Origin of the sequence: Serratia sp. CY71090 (assembly GCF_052166845.1) — a bacterium.
Taxonomy (GTDB): Bacteria; Pseudomonadota; Gammaproteobacteria; order Enterobacterales; family Enterobacteriaceae; genus Serratia; species Serratia nematodiphila.
On sequence record NZ_JBJNOA010000001.1, the window covers coordinates 1,168,151 to 1,194,043 of the forward strand.

Here is a 25,893-nt window from a genome sequence, read left to right on the forward strand (position 1 = left end):
CTAGAGCTTCCCATCGCGGGAAGGTCAAGGTTTACCGTCAACTTTTTTCGCTATGGACGAATTACCTGCGCCGCGGCAGTCGCTCATCGCCGTTGCGCACACTTCCCAGCCACCACCGAGCGCTTTATAGATGCTCACCACGGCAAGCCGTTGCCGGGTGCGTGCGTGCGCCACAGCCCGCCGACTGCTGAAGTCGGCCCGTTCGGCTTCGAGAACCTCCAGGTAAATGCCCTGACCCGCCGCAAAGCGCAGCCGGGAGAGCCTCGCCGCTTCGCGGTTCGACGCCGCTTCGAGCAACCGCAGCGCAAGCAGGTCGGCCGCTTCGACGTAGGCTTTGAAGGCATCATCCGTTTCACGCAGCGCACGCAGCACCGTCTGGTCATAAATCAATAACGCCTGTCGCGCCTGCGCCTCGCTGGCGGCGATCCGGGCGCGCACGCGGCCGATATCAAGAAATGACCAACGAATGATTGGCGCGATGAAGCCGGACAGCACGCCGGCGCCATTTATCGCATCGAGATTGCCGGCGACCAGTCCGATCGAGCCTCGCGCCTCAACGTGCGGGTAGAGATCCGCTGTTTCAACGCCAATCCGGGCGGTGGCCGCGGCCAGCTCCCGCTCCGCCGCCGCAATGTCGGCGCGCCGGGCAAGCAGGGCGCCGGGCGTACCCACGGCGATAGTCCGCAGCGCAGGCAGCTGACTCCCCCGTTCGGTGGCCGGAGGACGGAATGTTTGGGGCGTTTCGCCAAGCAGCGTCGCCAATACGTTGACGGCGGCGGATCGGCGGCGTTCCAGTTCCGGCGTCGTCGCTTCGACGCTGAGCAAGAGCGCCTCGGCGCGCAATCGGTCAACTTCGCTGGCGACGCCGGCACGCATTTGTCTTTCAACCTGCGCCAGGCTTTCACGCTGGCTTTGGTTGATGTCGGCGACCACCTTAAGTTCGGCCTCAACACCGCGCAGTTCGAACCAGGTGGCGGCCACTTCGGCGGCGACGCCCGCCTGAACGCCCCGCAGCAGTGCTTCACGGCTTCCCGCCTGCGCCTGAGCGAGTTCAACCGAGCGCCGAACGCGCCCAAAGAGGTCGATTTCCCATGCGGCGTCAAGCGCGCCGCGGTAGGTTTCCGCCTGGCGCGGCTGAGCGGCCATTTTTTCTGCCTCCCCCCGTCGACGCGTCTCATAACTCAACGCGACGTCGCCGCGCGGCAGGAAATCCTGCCGTTGTTCACGCAACAGGGCCTTGGCTTCGTCCAACCGGGCGACGGCGATGCCGACATCATGGTTCGCCGCCAACGCGCGCCGAATCAATTCGGTGAGCGCCGGATCGTCGAAGATGCGCCACCATGCGATCTCGACATCGCCGGCGCCGAGTCCCGCCGGCGATGGGCCGAAGCCGGAGAGAGGCCGGGGGGCGGGCGGCGAGTAATCTGGACCGACCGCCGCACACCCGGTTAACAAGGCGATCGCACTCAGCGGCAATAAAAAGGTTCTACGAAGATTTCTCATCAGACTCGCTCCTTACGCTGGCTTTGCCTTTGGTACGGTATTGCTCGAATCGCGCCGTCAGGCCGCGGATCACCACATAAAACACCGGTGTCAGGAACAGGCCGAACAAGGTCACGCCCAGCATGCCGGCGAATACTGCAACCCCCATGGCATGGCGCATTTCCGCACCCGCACCGCTGGCGAAGATCAACGGAATGACGCCGGCAATAAACGCGATCGAAGTCATCACGATCGGTCTTAGCCGCAGTCGGCAAGCCTTAATCACCGCCTCGAGCGTGTTTGCACCTTCATCCTCCAGACTGCGGGCAAACTCGACGATCAGGATGGCGTTTTTGGCGGCCAAACCGACCAGCACAATGAGGCCTATTTGCACGAAAACGTTGTTGTCGCCCCCCAACAGCCAGACGCCAATCATGGCGCTCAACAGACACATCGGCACGATCAGCAGTACGGCCAAAGGCAGCAGCCAGCTGTTGTATTGCGTGGCCAGAATGAGATAAGCGAGCAGTACGCACAGTGGGAAAATGAACAGCGCCGCGTTGCCCGCGAGCTTTTGCTGATAGGTGAGATCGGTCCATTCGACGGTCATGCCTTCCGGCAGCGTCTCTTTTGCCAGTTGCTCCATCAAGGCCACCGCTTGACCGGAACTGACACCTATCGCCGCGCCGCCCGAGATATCGGCCGATGGGTAGCCGTTGTAACGGATGATGCGATCCGGGCCGGAGCCGGGCGTCACGGTAACAAAGGAAGACAGCGGCAGCATGTCACCGGCCGCGTTGCGCACCTGCAGTCGGCCGATGGCTTCCGCTTGCATGCGATGGTTGGCATCGGCCTGGGCGGTCACCTTGTAAGTGCGGCCGAATCGGTTGAAGTCGTTGATGTAAAGCGAGCCGAGGTAGATTTGAAGCGACTCGAACACATCCGCCAGGCTGACACCCTGACTTTTCGCCTGCGTACGGTCGATAACCACATCAAGTTGCGGCGCATTGATGTCCAGGCTGGTCATCAGACCGGCGATCTGTCCCGATTCGGTGGCTTTCACCATCAGGAGCCGCGTGTGCTCAACCAGAGACTCAAGCCCCGCGCCGCCGCGATCTTCCACCTGCATCTTGAATCCGCCGGTGGCGCCGAGACCGGGGACGGGCGGTGGCGGAAATACGCCGAGGAAACCATCGGGAATGTCGGCGAACTTCGCCTGCAGCCGACCAGCGATGGCTGACGCGGCCAGATCGGGCGTGGCGCGTTCTTTAAACGGATCGAGCATGACGAACATCACGGCGGCGTTCGGCACATTGACGAAGCCGTTGATAGACAGTCCCGGAAAGGCCACGACGCTTTCCACCCCGGGTTCCGCCAGCGCGATCTTCGACATCTGTTTAACGACCGCATCGGTGCGATCCAGCGAGGCCGAGTTGGGCAATTGGGCGATGCCGACGAGATAATACTTATCCTGCATGGGCACGAAGCCCGGCGGTACGGCCTGGAAGCCGAAAAACGTCAGAACGAGCAGCCCGCCGTAAATGGCCAGCGCCACGCCGCTGACGCGCACCGTTTTACGCACGGCATTGGCATACGCGTCCGGCGCGCGTTGGAAAGGCCGGGCGGCGGCTTGCACGATACGCTGAATACGGCCGGGAGCGCGATGTTCCGCCGGATGCGGCCGCAGCAGCAAGCCGGCCAGCGCCGGGCTGAGCGTCAGGGAATTGAGCGCCGACAGCAGGGTAGAAATGGCGATAGTCAATGCGAACTGACGGTAAAATTCCCCTTGTAAACCGCTCAGGAACGCCGTTGGAATGAACACAGCGGCCAGCACCGAGGTGATGGCGATGATCGGCCCGGTGACTTCATCCATGGCGAGCCGTGCGGCTTGCTGCGGCGTTTTACCGTTTTCGATGTGCCGTTCGACATTCTCTACCACCACAATAGCGTCATCGACGACGATACCGATAGACAACACCAAACCGAACAGGGACAGCGTATTGAGCGAGAAGCCCATCAAATGCATGATGGCGAACGTGCCGACCAGCGAGACCGGCACCGCGAGCAGCGGAATGAGCGAGGCTCGCCAGCTACGCAGGAACACTACCACCACGATCACCACCAGCAGGATCGCCTCCAGCAGGGTCGTCACCACCGATTCGAGCGATGCCTGCACGAAAACCGTCGGATCATAGGCGATTCGTGAGCTGAGCCCGGCAGGGAAGTCGCTTTCCAGGCGTTTGACGGTCGCTCTGACTGCCCGAGCGACGTCCAGCGCGTTGGCGCCCGGGCTCTGAATGATTTGCAGCGCGACGGCCGGCTCGCCGTCGAGCAGGCTGCGCAGCGCATACGCATCGGCGCCCATTTCTATACGGGCGACGTCGCTCAAGCGGGTCACCTGGCCGTCGCTGCCGGTGCGGATGATGATATCGCCAAACTGTTTCTCATCGGCCAGCCGCCCCAGGGTATTGACCGTAACCTGAAATGCGGCATTGGAGTCGGGCGCCTGACCGACGGAACCGGCCGCCACCTGCACGTTTTGCTCGCGCACCGCAGCGATCACATCGCCGGCGGTTAGCCCGCGTGCGGCGATCAGATCCGGATCCAGCCAGAGCCGCATGCTGTATTCGCCGGCTCCCCAAACCTGGACATCGCTGACACCCGGAATACGGGACAGCTCATCACGAACCTGCAGGTAAGCGTAATTCGAGATATACAGCGGATCGTAGCGTTGGTCGGGCGACAGAAGATGCACCACCATCAGGATGTCCGGTGAGGTTTTCTGCGTCACCACGCCCTGATGCTGCACCTCTGCAGGCAACCGGGGTAACGCGCGCGCCACCCGGTTTTGCACCTGGATCTGCGCCATGTCGGCATTCGTTCCTTGCGCAAACGTGACGGTCAACGTCATTCGGCCGTCGGTCGCCGCCTGTGAAGACATATAAAGCATGCCTTCAACGCCGGTGATGGCTTGCTCCAGCGGCGTGGCCACCGTTTCCGCGATCACTTTCGGGTTGGCGCCGGGGTAAAAGGCGGTCACTTGGACGGTGGGCGGCGTGACCGCCGGATATTCGCTCAGCGGCAATTGGAACAGCGCCACGATGCCGGCGATCAACGTCAAGATGGAAAGAACAATGGCGAAGATCGGGCGTTTGATGAAGAAGCGGGGAAATGTCATGTCGCATCTCCCATCGTGTTCGGTTGTGTCGCCGGCGTGCCGTCAATCATCGTAGGGCGGGGGGTGACCGCCATGCCGGGGCGCACCAGCCCTTTCACCACGATGCGTTCTCCCGGTTGCAGCCCTCGCTCTATCACGCGCATCCCATCAACAACCGGGCCAAGTTCTACCGGGCGGTATTCGGTCTTGTTGTTTTTATCGACGACCAGGACATAACGACGGCTTTGATCGGTGCCAATTGACCGATCGGCAATCAACACCTTCGCCTGTGGTGCGCCGGTTTCCAGCTTGATCTTGGCGAACAGCCCCGGGGACAGCCGTCCATCGGGGTTATCGATTACCGCGCGCAGGCGTACCGTGCCGGTCGTCCGTTCGGCAGCATTGGCGATAAAGTCGACGCGGCCGGGACGTGAGTACGTTTTGTCGCCGATCAACGCCGTCATGACCTTGATCTCATGCGTTGCCGTCTTATCGCGCCAGGCGGCCAGCGATTGCAAATAGGTGCGTTCATCGACGTCAAAGTAGACGTGGAGTGGGTTGACGGAAACGATGGTGGTGAGCGCCGTGATGCCGCTGGCGACATAGTTGCCTTCGGTGATGAGCGTCCGCCCGACGCGCCCGGCGATTGGCGCGGTGACGCGCGTAAACGTCATGTCCAATTGCGCCGCCGTCAACGCCGCCTTTGCCGCGTTGACCCGCGCCTTACTCACATTCATCGCGGCAGTGGCGGCATCGAAAGGCTCGCGGGCGATGACTTTTTGGTTGAACAGCGTTCGGGCGCGCGCAAAGTCGGCCTGGGCGAGCGTAGCGGTGGCTTCGGCCTCTTGCAGTCGCGCCGCTGCAGCGTCCAGCGCCGCCTGGAAGGGCCGCGGATCGATACGAAATAGCGGATGGCCTTTTTCAATGACGCGCCCTTCAGGGACGTTCACGGCCTGTATGTACCCGGCGACCCGCGGCCGCAGCTCAACGCGCTGGACGGCGGTCAGGGAACCGCTGAATTCGACAAAAGGGGTGACCGGACGCACCAGCACCTCGGCCACCGGTACGGCAGGTGGCGGCGGTGCGGTGGCGGACGGTGCGCTGTCGTTGCACCCGGCGACGGCGAAAGCGATGCTTACCGCCGCTGCCGTCGAGAGGAGAGTTTTAGCTTTCATCATTTGACCTTTTCTACCGACGTCGACTGTGGAATTTACTGCGTAGCAGCAGCTCATCCTGCGTTATCCGGCTTCCAACGTTGGCAAGGTCAAGCGATTTAGGGCGGGGCGATAGTGCGGTCGCTGATACCCGCATGACGAGTGACAATAACCTCGTGCCGCAAGAGCGGTACGAGGTTGCGCGTTTATTGCTGCAGTACCTCGGCGAACTTCGCCAGCCACTGCGGATGCGCCGGCCAGGCCGGGGCGGTGACCAGATTGCCGTCGACGTGCGCCTGATCGATGCCGATCTCCGCATAATGACCGCCGCCGAGCCGCACCTCAGGCGCGCAGGCCGGGTAGGCGCTGCAGGTGCGGCCTTTCAACACTCCGGCCGCCGCCAGCAGCTGCGGGCCGTGGCAAACGGCGGCGATCGGTTTTTTCGCGGCGTCAAACGCCTGTACCAGCGCGATCACGTCGGGGTTCAGACGCAGGTATTCCGGCGCCCGACCGCCGGGGATCAAGAGCGCATCGTAGTGCTCTTCTTTGGCGGCGGCGAAGTCGGCGTTCAGGGTGAAACGGTGGCCGGGTTTCTCGCTGTAGGTCTGCGCGCCGTCAAAATCGTGGATCGCGGTCTGGATATAGTCGCCGACGGCTTTGCCGGGGCACACGGCGTCCACCCAATGGCCGATCATCTGCAATGCCTGAAACGGCACCATGGTTTCGTAATCTTCGGCGTAGTCGCCGACCAGCATCAGGATCTTTTTCTTGCTCATGATCACAACTCCTGCAGGAGGGGGAATGCCTAAGGTATAGCCCAGCCCCCCTTGGAATGCGAACCGCAAAGTGCTGTGGAATACAGGATACAAAAGCGTAAAAATTGAGTTGACTTTCTTGGTAAGAATAAAGGCCATAATTATCTTGGCGATCTAATCAGTAATGAATTTGATTTTCGTTTGTTTCCTATGATAGAAAAACGGCTCCCCACTAAATGGAAAGGAAATCTGCTAGCACGCTTCATCCGAACACATAAGAATTCTGTGATTATTACCATTGCGTAATAATGGAAAGCACTTATTTAATTTTTTATTATTTTGAAGGAACAAGAAAATGCCTATTTTAAAACGCTGTGCCACAGCCTGCGCACTGGCGCTGAGCCTGCTGGGAAGCTCGGTTGCAGCACACGCTGGGGAACAAGAGGAGCTCACCCAAAAACTGGATGAGTCGGTAATGACGTATGCTTACTCTAAGAGTAGTAGCGATATGGACACCATTAATGAACTGATAAAAAATGGCGCTCACCCCACTATTCAAACGGTATGGTATGCCGCCTATTACAAACAGCCGGCGCTGCTCGATCGTTTTCTTGATATGTCGGTGAATGTGAACCAAGCCATCAGTGACAATGGAGAAACCGTATTGTTGTCAGCGTTGGGAAATACGGACAAGTCTGAATTATCCGATGATGACCTTCACATTTTACAGAGCTTGCTAAAAGCGGGTGCCAATACCAATGTCATTGCGCAAGGGGGGACTAATACACCGCTTATTGCCGCCGCCCAAAGCCAAGGAGCCGCGCCCACGCTGGTGAAATTGTTGCTGCAATTTGGTGCGGATGCCAAGCAGGTTACCCCGCAAGGATTCTCACCGATAATGGGGGAAGGGGCGGCTAATCTGGAGGTCATCAAACTGCTGGTAGCCGCCGGTACAGATCCTTATGGCGTCAGCAAGGTAGGATCAACGCCTTTGCACTTTGTTTGCACGAGGGATTCTTCCCAGGACGGCCAGCCGGACCCGCAAGCGGCGCAGCGTATCGCCTTGTTGCATAAACCCGGAACCTCTATCGATGCCCAACCGGCCCAGCAACAGGCCTGGCCTGTTGGCACACCGCTGCTGGAAAGCCTGACCAGCAATAATCCTGACTGCGTCAAGGCGTTGTTGGCTGCGGGTGCTGATAAAGATGCGCTGGCCTTCCCGGCAGAGTATGTGGCAGCAGATCCAAGCGTAAAAGGTAAAACGGTTCGTCAGAATATACTCGGGGCGGCAGAAAAATATCCCGACCTGTATTCGCCAGAAATCGTGGCCTTGTTTCAAAAATAGGTGAAAACGAAAAAGGGGGCTTTCGCCCCCTGATAAAATGGCCCGTTCGCAGGCCAAATAAGCCGGTATCAACCTGGGTAGATGCCGCGCTCTTTACGTGCGGTCAGGATGCGCTCACAGGCCACGATGTAAGCGGCGGTGCGCAGGCTGCACTCTTTCTCGGCCGCCTTGTTCCAGACGTGGACCATCGCGTCGGTCATGATCTTGTCCATGCGCTCGTTGATCTCGGACTCGCTCCAGAAGTAGCTCGCCATGTCCTGCACCCACTCGAAGTAACTGACCGTTACGCCGCCGGCGTTACAGATAACGTCCGGAACCACGGTGATGTTGCGGGAACGCAGAATGTCGTCCGCTTCTGGGAAGGTTGGGCCGTTAGCCCCTTCCAGCACCAGTTTGGCGCTGAGGATTTCGGCGCGCTGGCGGGTGATCTGGCCTTCCAGCGCCGCAGGGATCAGGATGTCCATGTCGACCGACCAGAACGCTTCGCTCTCGATCTCGCTGGCGCCAGGGAAGCCGGCGATCTGCTTGTGCTTGGCCTGGTATTCGGTCAGCGCGGCCAGGTCGATGCCGTCGGCGTTGAACAGGGTAGCGGAGTGGTCCTGGATGGTGACGACGCGCGCGCCGACGCCGACGAACAGACGGGCCGCTTCGCTGCCCACGTTACCGAAGCCTTGTACCGCCACTTTGGCGCCTTCGATTTGCACGCCCAGACGCTTGGCCACTTCGCTGCCGGTGACGAACACGCCGCGGCCGGTCGCTTTCTCACGGCCCAGGGAGCCGCCGAGGTGGATGGGTTTGCCGGTGACCACGCCGGTGATGGTGGTGCCGTGGTTCATGGAGTAGGTGTCCATCATCCAGGCCATCACTTTGGCGTTGGTGCCGACGTCCGGCGCAGGAATGTCTTTCTGTGGCCCGATAATGAAGCCGATTTCACTGGTGTAGCGGCGGGTCAGTCGCTCCAGTTCACCTTCAGACAGTTTGAACGGATCGACGCGGATACCGCCCTTGGCGCCGCCGTACGGCAGGTTGACCGCGGCACACTTGATGGTCATCCAGGCGGAGAGGGCCATCACTTCGTTCAGATCGACGTCAGGGTGGAAGCGGATGCCGCCTTTGCCCGGCCCGCGCGACAGGTTGTGCTGTACGCGGAAACCTTCGAAGTGACGGATGGTGCCATCGTCCATCTGCAGCGGGATATCGACAATCAAAGCGCGCTTAGGGTGACGCAGCGTATCAACCCAGCGTGACAGGTCACCGAGGTAAGGGGCGACGCGATCGATTTGTTGCAGATATGTAGCCCAAGCGGTGGTGCTGCTGTCTGAAGCGTAGGATAGCTTTTCCATAACCAACCTTTATATATTAGAGGTATTTATTTCGTTTAACCGTGGATTAGCAAGCGCATAACACTTTGCGACGCTAAATTTACCACTAATTATGCCGGTTGTTAGCCCCCCTCTCATCGGGCCAGCGGACGGTTTTTCGCCGCCTGCAGAGCGGTAAATGAATAGTTAATTACTTTTTGTCGGTGGTGAGCGATCACATGCATAATTTATGCATATAAAGCGCATAAAAACCCTTTTTATCTATTTTTCAGAAGCTTGAATGTGATCAAAAAGTTTCATTTTATTTAACTGCCATGTTGACAATGGCATTTCCCCTCGCCAGAGTTAAATTAATGTTAAAACGGCTCCGGCGTCGTTTTTTTGTTGCACAAGGGAAAGTATAACCATTTGATATTGTAGTGTTTACCCACCACGCTCAGGCTTTGTACGCCAAACGTGGGCGATACGACGGCTCACGAGAGCATTTTCTTGGTACCCATTATTATTACCTCCCTGTCACAACGGGGCGGGCAGCGTTTGGTCTCAATTTTTTTGCCGGTTAGAGCGCCCGCGGGCGTTTCATTCCTGCTGCAACCGCGCATCGGTTGCTTAATCGCCTTAACGACGGACAGGTAACACCATGACAAAAAACCACTGCGATCGGCTGAACCCAGGTTCAGCCGAGGGGCCTCACTGTGCCCAAACCCTGCAGCGCGGGCTGAGTGCGCGCCACATTCAACTGATTTCGATCGGCGGCGCCATCGGCACCGGACTGTTTATGGGCGCCGGGAAAACCCTCGCGCTATCGGGCACCTCCATCGTACTGACTTACGCCATCGTCGGTTTTTTCATGTTCATGGTCATGAGGGCAATGGGAGAGCTGCTGCTCACGCGGCTCGATTACCGCTCGTTCGCCGATTTTGTCTCCGAATACCTGGGGCCGCGCGCCAGCTTTTTTCTCGGCTGGTCCTACTGGCTAAGCTGGGTCGTGACCTGCATTGCCGACGTGGTGGTGTGCGGCGGCTACGTGCAATATTGGCTGCCAGACGTCTCGCCCTGGCTGCCGGCGCTGCTGACGCTGGGGTTTCTGTGTCTGTTCAACATGCTGTCGGTCAAGATGTTCGGCGAGGCCGAATTCTGGTTCGCGATGATCAAGGTGGTGGCGATCGTCGCGTTGATCGCTACCGGCGCCTGGATGGTGTTCAGCGGCTGGACCTCGCCGGACGGCGTGACCGCTTCGCTGCATAACGTCACCGATCCCGCCATTTTCATGCCGCACGGCATCTTCGGCTTTTTCGCCGGTTTCCAGATCGCCATTTTCTCCTGCACCGGCATCGAGCTGCTGGGCACGATGTCGGCGGAGACCAAAAACCCCGAGAAGGTGCTGCCGAAGGCGATCAACGCGATCCCGGCCCGCATCATCGTCTTCTACGTGTGCTCGATGCTGACCATTATCGCCGTCACCTCATGGAGCCACATCTCGCCGGACAGCAGCCCGTTCGTGATGCTGTTCGATCGGGCGGGGCTGCCGGCCGCCGCCACAGTGATCAACTTCGTGGTGCTGACTTCGGCGATGTCCTCGGCCAACAGCGGGGTGTATTCCAGCACCCGCATGCTGTACAGCCTGTCGATGGAAAAGCATGCCCACGGTCAGTTCCGCATTCTGTCGCGCACCACGGCCATTCCGATCCGCAGCCTGCTGTTTTCCTGCTTCTGCATGGTGGCCGGCACCTTGCTGCTGGTACTGGTGCCGAACGTCATGACGCTGTTCACCATCGTCTCTACCGTGGCGGCGATCCTGGTGGTTTACAGCTGGGGCATGATTTTGGTCGCCTACCTGGTGTATCGCCAGAAGCGGCCGGATCTGCACGCCGCTTCCCACTTCAAAATGCCGGGCGGGGTAGCGATGGCCTGGCTGACGCTGGCATTTTTCGCCTTTACGCTGGTGCTGATGGTGTTCGATCGCGATACGCTGATCGCGCTGTGCAGCATGCCGCTGTGGTTTACCACGCTCGGCCTGATCTGGCGCTATCGGGTCCGCGACAGCGTGGCGCGCGAGAGCTACGTGTTTTATCGGCGCGGCGCCGAGGCGGAATAACCGGCGAAGGATACGCCGCTTGCCGCCGCTCCGCTCGGCAAGCGGCGGCAACTGCGGTATGCTAAGCGGCTGAACCGCAAACCAAACCGGGCTATACGGAGACCCCCAGCGTGCCGAACTCTTCTTCTCAACTCGACCTTTTGCGATCGGTCGCCGACGGCATCGCCGCGCTGTTTTTCCCGAATGCGGAAGTGGTGATCCACGATCTGGCCACCAACAAGATTGCCTATCTGGCGAACAACCTGTCGAAGCGCAAACCGGGCGATGACGCCGGGCTGGAAGACTTCGAGCTCGATGGCGGCGCCGGCGTGACCGGCCCCTATGAAAAGCTGAACTGGGACGGCAAAAAAATGCGTTCGGTGAGCATCGCCGCGCGCGACGAGCAGGGCAAGCCCAGGTATCTGCTGTGCATCAACCTGAGCACCGCGATGTTCGAGGACGCCCGCAATGCGCTGGACATGTTTTTATCGGTCACGCGATTGCAGCCGCAGCCGCAACAGCTGTTCAAAGACGACTGGCAGGAGAAGATCAACACCTTCCTGCATGACTGGCTGCGGCGCGAAAATGCCGCGCTCGGCGCGCTGAGCCGCGAGCAGAAACGGCGGCTGGTCAGCGATCTCTATCATCAGGGGGCGTTCAAGGCCAAAAGCGCGGCGGATTACATCGCCAACGTGCTGTCGATGGGGCGCGCCACGGTGTACAAGCACCTGCGGGAATTGAAGCAGGAGTAAAGGCGGCGAGAAAGGCGGAAGAAAGGGGCGGCGATGGCCGCCCCTTGTCGTTACCAGCGGTAGTTGACCGAAGCGATAATGCTGCGGCCGCTGCCGTAGAAGCAGGCGTACTCGCCGCTGCACGACGAAACGTATTTCTTGTCCGTCAGGTTCTGCACGTTGAGCTGCAGCGCAGCGCCGCGCAGCGCCGACGAAGCCTGACCGAGGTCATACTTCACCATGGCGTCGTACAGCGTGTAGTGCGGCACGTCGTACTGGCCGGTGGCGTCGGCCGGCGCATCGCCGATATAACGCACGCCGCTGCCGACGGTCAGGCCGTTGAGCGCGCCGCTCAGGAAGCTGTAGCTGCCCCAGGCGGACGCCGCGTGGCGCGGGATGCCCGCCGGGCTGTGGCCGATTTCGTCCGCCGAGTTGGAGTCTTTGGTCACTACGTCGGTGTAGGTATAGGCGGCGGTCAGCTTGATCGCCGGCGTCGGCTGAGCGTGCACTTCCGCCTCAATCCCCTTGGATTTCACCTCGCCAATCTGCTCATAGGCGGAGGTGAGACGGTTATAGGACGCCACGTTGCGCTGGGTAATATCGAACCAGGAGAGGGTCAGCAGGGTATTGCCGCCCGGGATCTGGTACTTCACGCCCACCTCGGTCTGTTTGCCGGTGGTCGGCTTGAGCGGATCGGCGCCCGGCGCGCTCGGATACAGGTTAGGATCGAACGAGGTGCTGTAGCTGACATACGGCGAAATGCCGTTGTCGAAGGCGTAGAGCAGGCCCGCGCGGCCGGTGAACTGGGCATCGTTGTAGGTCTGCTCTTTGCCGCCGGCGGTGCGATCGCGGGTGTTGACCTGCGACCAGTCCTGGCGGCCGGACAGCAGCAGGTTCCAGTTATTCCACTCCAGCTGATCCTGCAGATACACCCCGACCTGATTCAGCGTCTTCAATTCGCTGGAAACCAGCGTCAGCGCGCTGCCATCAATGCTGGGGCGAACCGGATTGGCCCAGTCGATCGGGTAATCGTTGCCGCGATCGCGATACATCTTCGAATCGCTATGGCTGTAGCGGTAATCCAGCCCGCCCAGCACGGTGTGCTTCACCTCGCCGGTATCGAACAGGCCCTTCAGCTGGTTATCCACGCCAAACTCGTTGGTCATCTGCGTTTCATGCTGCGCCCTGCGCGTCACGGTGTGGTCGTTAACGTCAGAATTTACGTTATAGACCAGATATTTATAGTCTTCATCGCGGTGAGTGAAGCGCAGGTTCTGGGTAAACGACAGCGCATCGCTGAAGTTGTGCTCGAGGCTGTAACCGATCGACGCCTGCTCGCGCCGCGATTTGTTGAAGCTGGGCTCGCTGACGTTGAAGTCATAGGGCACATAGCCCGCGCTGGTCGGGAACAGCGTGCCGGCGCGCGGCAGGAAGTTGCGCGACCCGGCTTTCGGATCGTTCTGGTAGCTGGTCAGCAGCGTAAAGCTGGTGTCTTCGTTCGGCAGCCAGGTGAAGGCCGGCGCGATGGCCACCCGTTGCTGCTTGCTGTCTTTGACGAACTCGTGCTCGGTTCTGGCGATACCGTTCAGGCGATAGAACAGGGTGTTGTCGTCGTTGAGTTTGCCGCCGAAATCGAACGCCGTTTCCGCCAGATGGCGGTTGCCGGTGCTGAATTTGACTTCGTGAATGCTCTGGGCGGTAGGGCGTTTACTGGTCATCACCACCACGCCGCCGGGGCTGACCTGGCCGTACAGCACGCCGGCCGGGCCGTGCACCATCTCCACGCGCTCCAGCAGCCAGGGGTCGATCTGCCCGGCGCCGCCATTTTGGCTCGAGAGGCCAAAGTGCAGACCGTCGAGCAGTTTGGGCGCATAGCGGAAGCCGCGGCTGATCACTTCGTCATTGCGGTTGGAGTTGCCGCGGTAGGTGGTGATCACCCCGCTGGTGTAGTTCAGCGCGTCGGCGACCGACGCCGGCTCCTGGTCGTTCATTTGCTCACGCGTGACCACCGAGATGGACTGCGGCGTCTTGCGCAGAGAGGCGGCGGTCTTGGTGCCGGCGGCGCTCTCTTTGGCGACGATCCCTTTGACCGGCGCGGTCACGCTGTTTTGCGCGTCGGCGGTCACCAAAATCGTTTCGTCCGCTGCCGCAGACGCGTGTTGCGCCAAGGGCAATAACGCCAGCGCCGATCCCAGCAACAGACGCCTGGCGGACATCGCCTCCGCATTCCCGTTAGCTATCCCTTTGTTTTTAGTCTTCATTATCTCTCCTGCATACCTGCGTTGTGTGTTATGCCACCCTGATAAACCCCGAAATATCGGCGAGCGGTATTCACCCGTCGACGCGGAGACGCCGTATGTGCACGACGGTAAAAATCCGACAAATAGTATTGAAAATGATAATGAGTATCAATACGATTGTCAGGTTTTGTAAAAATCACTCATGTTATGTAAGGGGCGCTATGGAGTTTTTGCCGGAAAAGAGGCCAGGAAACGACCTTGAGGGATTGGCGGCGCAATGGCTGCGTGAAGAGGCGGCGGGGCAATCCGCGTGGTGGCAAAAGGTTGCCGCGCAGGGCACGCCCATCGTCGAAGCGTTCGACGAACGCCACGTCAAAATGACCTGGCTATGGCGCGACCCCGCCGGCGATGAACGGCACTCGCCGATATGCCGCGTTTACGCCGATATCAACGGCATTACCGATCACCACAGCACGTCCCCCAGCAGCCTGACTCGGCTCCCCGGCACCGACGTTTGGTACGGCTCGGCCGTTATCGATCGCCGCTGGCGCGGCAGCTACAGCCTGATCCCCATTACCGAGCGAGACCTGCCCCCCGTCTTCAGCGACGACGAAACGTTACGCGACCGCCAGCAGCGTGCCTGGTGGGTATCGCTGTTCCCGTTGGCGATCGCCGATCCGCTGAATCGGCTCTCGCTGGGGCCGTCTCATCGCCCGCGGCCCGTATCCCTGGCGCAAGGGCCGGATGCCGACGATCAAAGCGCCTGGCAGGCCGCCGATCGGCCGCTGGATGAGGCGCGGCTACAGCTATTTCAGTGGCGCAGCGAACGGCTGGGTAACCAGCGGCGCGTTTGGCTGTATGCCAGCGGCGACGCGGCGGTGAAAGCGAACCGCCCGCTGGTGCTGCTGCTCGACGGCCAAAACTGGATCGAAAGGCATGCGCTGCTGCCGGTGATTGAGAACGAGACCGCAAAAGGGCAGTTGCCGCCCGCGTGCTGGTTGCTGATCGATGCGATCGATGGCGAACACCGGGAAAACGAGCTGCCTTGCAACGCCGCCTTCTGGCAAGCGGTGATCGACGAACTGCTGCCGCAGGCGCAGCGCCGCGAAGCGTTCAGCGAGACTGGGGCGCGCACCGTGGTCGCCGGCCAGAGCTACGGCGGGCTGGCGGCGTTATACGCCGGTTTGCACTGGCCCGAGCGCTTTGGCCACGTGCTGAGCCAGTCCGGCTCCTTCTGGTGGCCTACGGTGCAATTTGTGACCCAGTTCGAAAAACGCCACGAACTGGAGGAAGGCTGGCTGATACGCCAGGTTCGGCAGCGCAACGCGGCGGCACCCAAGCTCACCGTGATCCAACAGGCCGGCGATCGGGAGGCGGACATCGAATTCGTCAATCGCCAGATGCACCAGGCGCTGACGGCGGCCGGGCACCGCGCCGACTACCGCGTGTATTCCGGCGGACATGACGCGCTCTGCTGGCGCGGCGGCCTGGTGGACGGCGTGCGCCGGCTGCTTTCCGCAATGAAGTAATCCCACATTTTGACAGACAGGTAATGAAAATGACTCAGGAACAACAAAACCCGTTCGATGACGAAAGCCTCCGTTTCTCCGTGCTGGTCAACGCGCAGCAGCAGTATTCGCTGTGGCCGCAGTTTACCGATACGCCGCAGGGGTGGCGCGTGTTGATGGGGCCGGCGTCGCGCGGCGAGTGCATCGACTACATCGAAACGCACTGGCAGGACATGCGGCCGGCGGCGCTGAAAGCGACGGATGCGGCGCGTTAAGCGCCTGGCAGTCAATCGATATATTCCGTTTGAGGGAAAGGACAGACACCATGTCAGAAACGCTTTCTTTACCGGATACTCAGGTCGAGTATCGGGATTATCCGCTGGTTGCTGCGCAGCCGGGGATCTGGATCGCCGACCAAATCGCGCTGCGCCGCAACAGCTTCGCCGTGGCGCACTACACCGAACTGCACGGCGCTATCGATCGTTCTGCGCTGGAGCGCGCGATCCGTCAGGGGCTGGCCGAAGCGGATACGGTTCAGGCGCGATTCTTTGAGGCGCAGGACGGCCAGCCGGTGCAGCGTTTACCGCTGATAGCCGATCCCGCACGCGTGCAGGCGCCGGAGTGGTTCGATTTCAGCGCGCGGCCGGACGCCGAGCAGGCGGCGCTGGCGCTGATGAACGACGATCTGGCGCAGGATCTGCCGGCGGACGGCGAACGGCCGCTCTATCGCCATGCGGTGATCCGCGTCAGCGCCGATCGCTGGTTCTGGTACCAGCGCTTTCATCATCTGACCCTGGACGGCTTCAGCTTCGAGGCCATCACCCGTCGGATCGCCGATATCTATCGCGCGCTGCGACACGGGCTGTCGCCGGCGGCATCGCCGTTTACCCCGTTCGGCAAGGTGGTGGAAGAGTTTCAGCAATGGCAAACGTCGCCGGCGCGCCGGCGGGCGGCCGAATTCTGGCAACAGCATCTGCGCGATTTGCCGTCGCCGCTGTCGTTATCGACGGAGAGTCGGGAGGTTGAACCGGGCGCCCGGCCGCTCAAACAGGCGCTGGTGCTGCCGGAATCGCTGTTTGACGAAGCGCTGCGCGATGGCGCGCTGCAGTCGCTGCAACCGGCCGATATCGTCACGGCGGCGCTGGCGATGTATCTGGCGCGCATGAGCGGCGAAACCCGTTTTTCACTCGGTTTTCCTTTCATGCGCCGTATGGGCTCCCAAGCGCTGGCGGCGGTCGGCCCGGTGGTTAACGTGCTGCCGCTGCTGCTGAATGTGACGCCGGAGATGTCGCTGGCGGACGTCTGCCAGGCGACCGTGGCGCAAATCAAACAGGCGCGCCGCCATCAACGCTATGAAGCGGAGCAGATCAAACGCGATCTCGGCCTGGTCGGCGGCCATCAGGAACTGTACGGCCCGGTGATCAACGTCAAGGTTTACCACAGCGCCTTGTCTTTCGACGGGCAGGCGGCCGTTACCCATACGCTGGCGATGGGGCCGGTCGACGATCTCGAGTTTGAGATCGGCTTTCGCAACGGCGTGCTGACGCTGTCGTTGGTGGCCAACCCGGCCAAATACTCGCCGCGCACCTTGCATCACCACGCGGAGCGCATCGGCCATTGGCTGCAGCAACTGGCGCGGCAGCCGCACCAGCCGAACGGTCAACTGGCGTTGATCGGCGAAGGGGAGTTAAAGCAGCTCGCGGCCTGGGGGCGCGGCGCGCATCTGACGCCGCCGGCAGGCATGGTGTCAATCATGGATGCGTTTCAGCGCCAGGTTGAGCGGCAGCCCGAGGCGCTGGCGGTGGCCTGCGGCGATGTGCGCCTCAGCTACCGTCAGCTCTCCGAACGGGTGATGCAGCTGGGGCGAGTGCTGATCGAAAGCGGCATCGGCGCGGAAGACGTGGTCGCCATCGGCATTCCGCGCTCGGTGGACACGCTGGTCGCGCTGTTCGGCGTGTTGGCCAGCGGCGCGGCCTATATGCCGCTCGATCTGGATTACCCGCGTGAACGCCTGGCGCTGATGTGCGACGACGCGCGGCCGGCGATGTTGCTGACCCACCGCGCTACGCAGATCAATATGCCGGATCTGCCACAGGTATTGTGCCTGGACGACGCAGCGTGCCTGGCGCGCTGCGCGGCCGCCGAAGCTGCGCCGATAACGGATGCCGAACGGCGTGCGCCGCTGAACGAGGCGCATCTGGCCTATATGATTTACACCTCCGGTTCGACCGGCAAACCCAAGGGCGTGATGTCCACGCACCGCGGGCTGCTGAACCTGTTCCTGTCGCATCAGGCCTCGCTGTTTGGCCCGGCGATCGAAAAATTCCAGGCTCGCCATGCGCGCCGCCTGCGCGCCGGCCATACCGCTTCGTTCTCTTTCGACTCCTCCTGGGAACCGCTGTTCTGCATGATGATGGGCAGCGAACTGGTCATCTTCGATGAGGAGCTGCGCCGCGATCCCTGGGCGCTGCTCGAACAAACCCAACAGACGCCGATCGATCTGCTGGACATCACGCCGTCATTCTTCTCGCAACTGGTGGACTGCGGCCTGCTGAAGGGGCAGTTCCCGCTGCCAGCGTTCGTGATGATCGGCGGCGAGGCGGCGACGCCGACGCTGTGGAACCTGATGCAGCAGCATCCGGAGGTGGAGATCCACAACTATTACGGCCCGTCCGAATACACCGTCGATACCCTCGGCGCGCCGGTCACGGCCGCCGAACAGCCGGTGATTGGCCGTCCCCTCGCCAATACCGAAGTCTGGCTGCTCGACGGCCGCCTGCAGCCGGTGCCGATCGGCGCGGCGGGCGAGCTGTACATTTCCGGCAAAGGCATCGCGCGCGGTTACCTGCGGCGCCCGGATCTGACGGCGGCGCGCTTTGTCGCCAATCCGTTCGCCGAAGGCGAGGTGATGTACCGCAGCGGCGATCTGATGCGCTGGAGCGCGGAGGGCCAGCTGGTGTTCATTGGCCGGACCGATCACCAAATCAAGGTGCGCGGCTTCCGCGTCGAGCTGGGTGAGGTGGAAAGCGCCTTGGCCGCCTTGCCGGACGTGGGGCGGGCGGTAGCGATCGCCGAGCCGATCGGCGCCACCTATCGCCTGATCGGCTATTGCTCGGTGCAGGATGACGCGCGCCGTGCCTCACCCTCGCTGCAAAGCGAACTGCTGGGGCAGCTGGCGCAGCGTCTGCCGGATTATATGGTGCCGGCGATCCTGGTGGTGATGCCGGAACTGCCGCTTAACGTGAATGGCAAGATTGACCGCCAGGCGCTGCCCAAACCGCAGGAGACGCTGGCGCAAAGCATTCGCGAGCCGGCCACCGAGCAGGAAAGGCTGATTTGCGGCGCCATGGCGCAGCTGCTGGGGATGGATCGCATCGGCGCCGACGACGATTTCTTCGCGCTCGGCGGCGACAGCATCTCGGCGATGGGGCTGGGCACCGCCCTGCGGCGCAAAGGGTATCTGCTGCGGCCGCGCGAGATCTTCGCGCTGCACACCCCCGCGCGCATGGCGCAGGCGATGCAGCCGCTGGCCGTAGACTCTCAGGCTGCGCGCAGCGTGCAACAAGGCCCGATCGACGGGCTGCCGATCCTGCATTGGTTTGCCGAGACGGGCGATATGCATCGTCGCTTCGCGCACGGCGTTTTTCTGCGCGTGCCTGCCGAGCTGCAACCGGAACAGCTGCGTTATGCATTGGAGCAGTTGCGTGCGGCGCACCCGGCGCTGGGCGCGCGGATCCGCGACGGTCAGTTGGTGGTTGAAACCACCGCCGCCGGTGAGCTGATGCAGGTTGATAGCGTGTCCGGTGAGCTGGAGTTAGCGGCGGAACAGGCGTTTGATGCCGCACTTGACCATCTCGAACCGGCTGCCGGCACCATGATGCAAGGCATCCTGTTGCAGCGCGACGGGCAGAGCCTGGGGCTGGTGCTGGCGATCCATCACCTGGTAGTCGACGGCGTTTCCTGGCGCATCCTGCTCGACGAGCTGCGGCAGGTGGCCGACAGCGCCATGCAGGGGCAGCCGATCACATTGCCGCCGGAAGAAACCTCGCTCTATGAGTGGTCTGCACGCCTACGAGCCGACGCTGAACGCCGGGAAACCGAGCTGCCGTTCTGGCGGCGGATGCTGGCGGACGGCGCACCGCGTTTGGGGCGACGCGCGCTGGATCCGCTTAGCGATCGCACTGGCGACGTATCGGAAAAACGCACGTTACTCGACAGCCGGCTGACCGCCGCGCTGCTCGGCACATTGCCGCAGGGATACCGCGCGCAGGTTGAAGAGATCATGCTGTGCGCGCTGGCTCAGGCCTGCCGCCGCCGTTTCCAGGCCGCTTCGCTGCGTTTCTCTCTGGAGTCGCATGGCCGCGCCGAACTGGACGACGGAATCGATCTGGCCCGCACCGTCGGCTGGCTGACGGCGGAGTATCCGCTGCACATTGAACTGCACGACGCTGAGCACAATGAGGCCGTGCGTGCGGTGAAACGGGCGACGCGAGCGGTGGCCGATCGCGGCGTCGGTTATGGCCAGCTGCGTTATCTGCATCCGCAGCGTGACGAACTGGCGGCGCTGGCGCAGCGCAATGCGCCGGAAATCTTGTTCAACTACCTCGGGCGTTTCAGCCAGGATGAGGGGAACTGGACGCCGCAACGCAGCCAAACCCGCTTCCGCGACGCCTTCGCCGTGGCGCAGGATGCGCAGCAGGCGCTGTCGTATGGCCTGGAGGTGAATATCTTTGTCGAAGAGCGGCGCGACGGCGCCTGCCTGGCGATCAACTGGAGCTGGCTGGAGGCGATTTTCAGCGAGAGCGACATTGCGCAGCTGCACAGCGGCATCGAGCAAGCGGTGCGTTCACTGTGCGAGTTTGCCGAGCGTCATCCCGAACGCGCGGCGGCAACGTTGGTGGCGGCCGAGATCGCCCAGCCGAACGTTGACGATGAGACGGTGCGCGCCTGGGAGCAAGAGTGCGGGCCGTTGGCCGCGGCGCTGCCGCTGTTGCCGTTGCAACATGGCCTGCTGTTCCATGCGCAGACGGCGCAGCAGGGCGGCAGCTATAACTCGCTGACGCGCCTGAGCCTCTGCGGCGAGCTGGACGAACATCAACTCCAGCAGGCGCTGAATGCGGTGATCCGCCGCCATCCGCAGCTGGCCGCCCGGTTCAACCGCGAGGGGGAACCGCTGCAGCTGATACCGCAGGAAAGCCATTGGCCGCTGGACAGTCGTAAGCTGCCGCCGCTGTCCGAAGAGCAAGAAGCGCAGGCGCTGCATGAACTGGAACAGGAAGAGTTGCGGCGCGATCTGTTTAATCAGCCGGGCGCGATGCTGCATGCGCTGCGGATCAAACACGGCGATAGCGAACGCTACACGCTGTTCCTTAACGCGCACCATCTGATTGTCGACGGCTGGTCGACGCCGGTGGTGCTCAACGATCTGATGCTGGCCCTGCGTGAAGGCGAGCAGGCGTTGCCGCCGCTGCGCTCGAACTACGCCGATATCGTGCGCCGCCTGACCGCGCGGGATGCCGACGCCTCGCGCCGCCTCTGGCGTGAGACGCTGCAGGATGTGCGCCCGACGTTGTTGTTCGGTGAATCGCATAACGATCGCGTGCATGAGTTGGAAATGACGCTGCCGCCGGCCGAGGAAAGGCGCTTGCTGACCCTGTGCCGCGAACGCGGGTTGACGCTCAATACCCTGATGCAGGGCATCTGGGCGCTGCAGCTGGCCAGCTGTTGCGGCCATCAGGACGTGGTGTTCGGCTCGCCGGTTTCCGGCCGCTTTGGCCAGATAGAAGGGATTGAGGAACACGTTGGCCTGTTCAGCAACACGCTGCCGGTGCGGGTTCGTCTGCAGCATGACCGTTCGTTGACGGATCAACTGACCGAACTGCAGCATCGGCAGATTGAACTGCTGGAGCACGACGATTTGGGCTTGGGGGATATCCAGCATCTGGCCGGGGCGGGCACGCTGTTCGACACGCTGTTGGTGGTGGAAAACTACCCGGACAACGACGCCTTGCTTGGCGGCGCAGGTTCCTTGCGCTGCGATGCCATCCGTAACAAAGGCTATACCCACTATCCGCTGACGCTGCTGGTGCTGCCGGGCGAGCGCCTGCGTCTGCTGATGGAGTACCGCGATTCGGTGCCGCAGCCTGAACGCTTCGCCGCGCGGCTGATGGCGCTGCTGCAACAGTGGATAGCGCAGCCGGATCTGCCGCTGCCGCGCTGGCAGTTGCAAACGCCGCAGGAAGAGGCGCTGATCGCGGCGGTCAACCGCACCGGGCAGGCGGTGGCGGACACCACCTTGCATCAGGCGATCGCCGATCAAGCGCGGCGCACGCCGGAACGCATCGCGCTGCAGGATGCCGGGCACAGCCTCAGCTACCGTGACATGCAGCGCCAGGCCGCGCTGTTGGCCGAACGGCTGACGGCGGCCGGCATTCAGCCGGGCGATATCGTCGCGGTGGCGTTGCCGCGTTCGGTACGCCTCAGCCTGGCGCTGACGGCGATTGTGCAGACCGGCGCCGCCTGGCTGCCGCTGGATACCGGTTACCCGGACGAGCGGCTGGCCTACATGGTGGAGGACGCCAAACCACGGCTGATTATCACCGAGAGCGCGTTGGATGCCCGCTTCGCCGCGCTGGCGCCGACGCTGCGGTTCGATGCGCTGGATGACAGCGGGCGCGAACCGGCACCGCGCCCAGCGGCGGGGAGCGGCGATTATCCCGCCTACGTGCTGTATACCTCCGGCTCGACCGGGCGGCCGAAAGGGGTGGTGGTGAACCACCGGGCGATCGTCAACCGTCTGTTCTGGATGCAGCATGAGTATGCGCTTGATACGCAGGACGTGGTCCTGCAGAAAACGCCGTGCAGCTTCGACGTTTCCGTTTGGGAGTTCTTCTGGCCGCTGATGGTCGGCGCGCGTCTGGTGATGGCGCCGCCGGAGGCGCACCGCGATCCGCAGGCGCTGACGACCTTGATCGACGACTATGGCGTGACCACGCTGCATTTCGTTCCGTCGATGTTGGCTATCTGGGTTGAGGCGTTGAACGAACGGGCGCCGCAGCGCGCCGCCGCCAGCCTGAAACGCGTGTTCTGCAGCGGCGAGGCGTTGTCGTGTGAACTGGCTTCCCGCTATCAGGCGTTGGTTGCCGCGCCGCTGCATAACCTGTATGGCCCGACGGAGGCAGCGGTCGATGTTACCTATCAACCGGCGTCCGGCGAGGCATTGGCGGCGGTGAACGGCGCCGGCGTGCCGATCGGCAAACCGGTCTGGAACACCCAACTGAGCATTCTCGACGCCATGCTGCGGCCGGTGCCCGTCGGCTGCGCCGGCGATCTCTACCTGCGCGGCATTCAGCTGGCCGAAGGCTATCTGCATCGGCCGGGATTGACGGCGCAGCGGTTTGTCGCCGATCCCGCCGGCAACGGCGCTCGCATGTATCGCACCGGCGATATCGCCCGCTGGCTGGAGGACGGCAGCGTCGAGTATTTGGGCCGCAGCGACGATCAGCTGAAGATCCGCGGCCAGCGCATCGAGCTGGGTGAAATCGAGCAGGCGCTGCTGGCGCAGCCGGGGGTAGCGCAAGCGGCGGTGCACGCCATCGAACTGGGCGAGGGCGCGACGGGACTGGGCGGCGCCGATATGCGGCAGTTGGTCGCCTGGCTGATCGCCCAACCGGGGGGGACGCTGGATACCGCCGTACTGCATCAGGCGCTGGAGGCGCGTTTGCCGGCGCATATGATGCCGGTCAGCTATGTCATGACCGACAGCTTCCCGCTCAGCGCCAGCGGCAAGCTGGATCGCAAGGCGTTGCCACGGCCGCAGCTGAACCCGCAGAGCGGCCGCGCGCCGCACAGCAACAGCGAGCGCCTACTGGCGGCGCTGTTCGGGGAACTGCTGGGCCGTGAAAACGTGTACGCCGACGACGACTTCTTCGCACTGGGCGGCCACTCGCTGCTGGCGATGCGTTTGGCGGCGGAATTGCGGCGGCGCGTCCCTCGGCCATTGAGCGTCGGGCAAATCATGTTCGCCCGCAGCCTGGAGAAGATGGCGCATCTGCTTGATGACGTGCAGGCCGCCAACTCGGCCGAAAGCCGCGGCGTCGGCGAATGCCTGCAGCTGCGGGCCGGCCAAGGCCCGGCGTTGTTCTGTCTGCACCCGGCTTCCGGTTTCGCCTGGCAGTACTCGGGGCTGAGCCGTTATCTGCCGGGGAGCTATCCGATTATCGGGCTGCAGTCGCCAAGGCCGGATGGTGCCATCGCCACCTGCGAAGACATTGAGCAGATGGTCGATCGTCATCTCGCCACTCTGCGCCACCTGCAGCCGCAGGGGCCTTACTACCTGCTGGGCTATTCGCTCGGCGGCACGCTGGCGCATTCGATGGCCGCGCGTCTGCAGCAGCAGGGGGAGGAGGTGGCGTTCCTCGGCATGCTGGATACCTATCCGCCGGAAGGCCAGGACTGGACCGGCCCCACCGAGGAGGAGGCGCAGAAGGAGGTGGCGCAGGAGCAGGCCGAGTTTATGGCGGAAGATCATGGCGATCCGGCGCTGATGGCGGAAAAGGCGACGATGTTTGACAGCATCGTCGCCAACTATCGCGACGCGGTGCGCCTTCTGTCTCAAGCGCGCAGCCGGCGTTTCCACGGCACGGCAACGCTGTTCGTCGCCGACCGGACGCTGCCGCCAGAGATGGACATCAACGCCGTGTGGGCGCCGTATCTGGATGGGCTGATCTGCCATCACCAAGGCTGCGAGCACGCAGACATCCTGTCGCCGGCCTCACTGGAGACGCTTGGGCCGCTATTGCATTCGCTGCTGACGCGGCAATACGGGTTGGTATAACGCAACCGGGCCGGGGCGTGCGCCACGGCCCGTACTAAAACATGATATGCAGGACACTATGGCCAGACCTTCTTTTTTTCTTGATTTCAGTTTGCTGAGAAGCAATGCGCATTTTCGCGCGATTTTCTGCGCCCGCATGCTGTCGGTGTTTTCCCTCGGCATGCTGGCGGTGGGGGTGCCGATTCAGATCCAGGCGATGACCGGCTCCACGTTGCAGGTGGGCGTGGCGGTGGCGCTGGACGGGGTGGGCATGTTTATCGGCCTGATGCTGGGCGGGGTGCTCGCCGATCGCTACGATCGCCGCAAGCTGATCCTGTTCGCGCGCGGCACCTGCGGGCTGGGCTTTGTCGCCCTGAGTTTGAACGCCTTCGCCCCGGCGCCTTCGCTGTGGGCGCTCTACCTGCTGGCGGCCTGGGACGGGTTCTTTGGCGCGCTGGGCATGACGGCGCTGATGGCGGTGATCCCGCTGCTGGTTGGGCGTGAAAACCTGGCGGCGGCGGGGGCCTTGAGCATGGTGACGGTGCGCATCGGCGCGATCCTGGCGCCGGCGCTGGGCGGGATTATCATCGTGTTCGGCGGTGTCGGTCTCGCTTTCGCCGTCGCGGCGGCCGGGACGCTGGGCACCCTTGTACCGCTAGTGCGCTTGCCGACGCTGCTGCCGCAGCAGCAGGAGCCGGAACACCCGCTGCGCGCGCTCGCCAGCGGCTTCCAGTTTGTCTGGCGCAATAAGGTGGTCGGCTCGGTGGTGTTGCTGGGGATGTTGATGAGCATCGTCGGCGCCGTCAGGGTGCTGTTCCCGGCGCTGGCGCAGGACGCTTACCACGTCGGCGCCTCCTCAATTGGCCTGATGTATTCTGCGGTGCCGCTCGGTGCGATGCTGGGCGCGCTGACCAGCGGTTGGGTGGGGCGTTTCTCTCGCCCTGGCGTGCTGATCCTGGCCGCCGCTATCGTCGCGTTCACCGCCATCGCATCGCTGGGGCTGTTCAGCCATCTGGCGCCGGCGCTGTTGGCGCTGGTGTGCTACGGCTATGCCAATGCCATCGCCTCACTTCTGCAGTTCATGCTGATCCAGAGCAACACGCCGGACCATCTGCTGGGGCGGGTGAACAGCCTCGGCACCGCACAGGACGTGACCGGCGATTCGATCGGCGCGCTAGGGCTCGGCGTTCTGGGCAGGATGTTTACCCCGTTGATGAGCGTGCTGTCGTTCGGTGCGTTCGCCGCCTTGTTGGGCGTGCTGGTGGCCTGGGGGGGGGGGGGGGGGGGGGGGGGGGGGGGGGGGGAGG

Annotated in this window: 13 protein-coding genes; 7 read left to right on the plus strand and 6 right to left on the minus strand. The window is 62.5% G+C overall.

What is annotated here, in order from left to right:
* Positions 1-24: 24 nt before the first annotated feature.
* From ACJ8OK_RS05520 to ACJ8OK_RS05535, 4 genes are all read right to left on the minus strand, one after another.
* Positions 25-1,503: an efflux transporter outer membrane subunit gene (locus tag ACJ8OK_RS05520; RefSeq protein WP_280598275.1), complete on the minus strand. Its 1,479-nt coding sequence runs from the start codon at positions 1,501-1,503 to the stop codon at positions 25-27.
* On the minus strand, positions 1,487-4,660 hold the full coding sequence (locus ACJ8OK_RS05525) for an efflux RND transporter permease subunit (RefSeq protein ID WP_261440779.1): 3,174 nt from the start codon (positions 4,658-4,660) through the stop codon (positions 1,487-1,489). The genes ACJ8OK_RS05520 and ACJ8OK_RS05525 overlap by 17 nt, the downstream gene beginning before the upstream one ends.
* Positions 4,657-5,817 (minus strand): efflux RND transporter periplasmic adaptor subunit, encoded by a 1,161-nt coding sequence (locus tag ACJ8OK_RS05530; protein WP_274519002.1) that lies wholly within the window; start codon positions 5,815-5,817, stop codon positions 4,657-4,659. The genes ACJ8OK_RS05525 and ACJ8OK_RS05530 overlap by 4 nt, the downstream gene beginning before the upstream one ends.
* Before the next feature lie 182 nt (positions 5,818-5,999).
* A complete protein-coding gene (locus ACJ8OK_RS05535) occupies positions 6,000-6,569 on the minus strand; it encodes a DJ-1/PfpI family protein (protein ID WP_033633016.1) in 570 nt (189 codons plus the stop codon).
* A gap of 334 nt (positions 6,570-6,903) precedes the next feature.
* On the opposite strand from ACJ8OK_RS05535, the gene ACJ8OK_RS05540 reads away from it, so the two are divergent.
* Positions 6,904-7,893, plus strand: a complete 990-nt coding sequence (locus ACJ8OK_RS05540; RefSeq protein WP_261440778.1) for an ankyrin repeat domain-containing protein — start codon at positions 6,904-6,906, stop codon at positions 7,891-7,893.
* 68 nt (positions 7,894-7,961) lie between these two features.
* On the opposite strand, the gene ACJ8OK_RS05545 is transcribed toward ACJ8OK_RS05540, so the two are convergent.
* On the minus strand, positions 7,962-9,236 hold the full coding sequence (locus ACJ8OK_RS05545; protein WP_004937972.1) for a Glu/Leu/Phe/Val family dehydrogenase: 1,275 nt from the start codon (positions 9,234-9,236) through the stop codon (positions 7,962-7,964).
* Positions 9,237-9,855: 619 nt separating this feature from the next.
* Between ACJ8OK_RS05545 and ACJ8OK_RS05550 the strand changes: the two genes are divergently transcribed.
* Both ACJ8OK_RS05550 and ACJ8OK_RS05555 read left to right on the plus strand, forming a co-directional pair.
* A complete protein-coding gene (locus ACJ8OK_RS05550) occupies positions 9,856-11,313 on the plus strand; it encodes an amino acid permease (protein ID WP_442530431.1) in 1,458 nt (485 codons plus the stop codon).
* A 110-nt stretch (positions 11,314-11,423) separates the two neighbouring features.
* On the plus strand, positions 11,424-12,044 hold the full coding sequence (locus ACJ8OK_RS05555; protein ID WP_082996789.1) for a helix-turn-helix transcriptional regulator: 621 nt from the start codon (positions 11,424-11,426) through the stop codon (positions 12,042-12,044).
* Positions 12,045-12,094: 50 nt separating this feature from the next.
* Here the strand turns inward: ACJ8OK_RS05555 and ACJ8OK_RS05560 are convergent, their stop codons facing one another.
* Positions 12,095-14,284 (minus strand): TonB-dependent siderophore receptor, encoded by a 2,190-nt coding sequence (locus ACJ8OK_RS05560; RefSeq protein ID WP_442530432.1) that lies wholly within the window; start codon positions 14,282-14,284, stop codon positions 12,095-12,097.
* Between the two features lie 200 nt (positions 14,285-14,484).
* Here ACJ8OK_RS05560 and fes point away from each other — a divergent pair, with 200 nt between their 5' ends.
* From fes to entS, 4 genes are all read left to right on the plus strand, one after another.
* Positions 14,485-15,792, plus strand: a complete 1,308-nt coding sequence (gene fes / locus ACJ8OK_RS05565) for an enterochelin esterase (protein ID WP_442530433.1) — start codon at positions 14,485-14,487, stop codon at positions 15,790-15,792.
* Between the two features lie 29 nt (positions 15,793-15,821).
* Entirely contained in the window at positions 15,822-16,046 is a 225-nt protein-coding gene (locus ACJ8OK_RS05570) for an MbtH family protein (protein WP_442530434.1), read from the plus strand.
* 50 nt (positions 16,047-16,096) lie between these two features.
* On the plus strand, positions 16,097-24,607 hold the full coding sequence (locus ACJ8OK_RS05575) for an amino acid adenylation domain-containing protein (protein ID WP_442530435.1): 8,511 nt from the start codon (positions 16,097-16,099) through the stop codon (positions 24,605-24,607).
* Positions 24,608-24,665: 58 nt separating this feature from the next.
* The coding region (gene entS / locus ACJ8OK_RS05580) for an enterobactin transporter EntS (protein ID WP_442530436.1) at positions 24,666-25,893 on the plus strand (1,228 nt) is incomplete at its 3' end.

Bases quoted from the DNA above. Each gene is read 5' to 3' on its own strand.
- ACJ8OK_RS05520 (WP_280598275.1), bottom strand. From the start codon at position 1,503: ATGAGAAATCTTCGTAGAACCTTTTTATTGCCGCTGAGTGCGATCGCC.
- ACJ8OK_RS05525 (WP_261440779.1), bottom strand. From the start codon at position 4,660: ATGACATTTCCCCGCTTCTTCATCAAACGCCCGATCTTCGCCATTGTT.
- ACJ8OK_RS05530 (WP_274519002.1), bottom strand. From the start codon at position 5,817: ATGATGAAAGCTAAAACTCTCCTCTCGACGGCAGCGGCGGTAAGCATC.
- ACJ8OK_RS05535 (WP_033633016.1), bottom strand. From the start codon at position 6,569: ATGAGCAAGAAAAAGATCCTGATGCTGGTCGGCGACTACGCCGAAGAT.
- ACJ8OK_RS05540 (WP_261440778.1), top strand. From the start codon at position 6,904: ATGCCTATTTTAAAACGCTGTGCCACAGCCTGCGCACTGGCGCTGAGC.
- ACJ8OK_RS05545 (WP_004937972.1), bottom strand. From the start codon at position 9,236: ATGGAAAAGCTATCCTACGCTTCAGACAGCAGCACCACCGCTTGGGCT.
- ACJ8OK_RS05550 (WP_442530431.1), top strand. From the start codon at position 9,856: ATGACAAAAAACCACTGCGATCGGCTGAACCCAGGTTCAGCCGAGGGG.
- ACJ8OK_RS05560 (WP_442530432.1), bottom strand. From the start codon at position 14,284: ATGAAGACTAAAAACAAAGGGATAGCTAACGGGAATGCGGAGGCGATG.
- fes (WP_442530433.1), top strand. From the start codon at position 14,485: ATGGAGTTTTTGCCGGAAAAGAGGCCAGGAAACGACCTTGAGGGATTG.
- ACJ8OK_RS05570 (WP_442530434.1), top strand. From the start codon at position 15,822: ATGACTCAGGAACAACAAAACCCGTTCGATGACGAAAGCCTCCGTTTC.
- ACJ8OK_RS05575 (WP_442530435.1), top strand. From the start codon at position 16,097: ATGTCAGAAACGCTTTCTTTACCGGATACTCAGGTCGAGTATCGGGAT.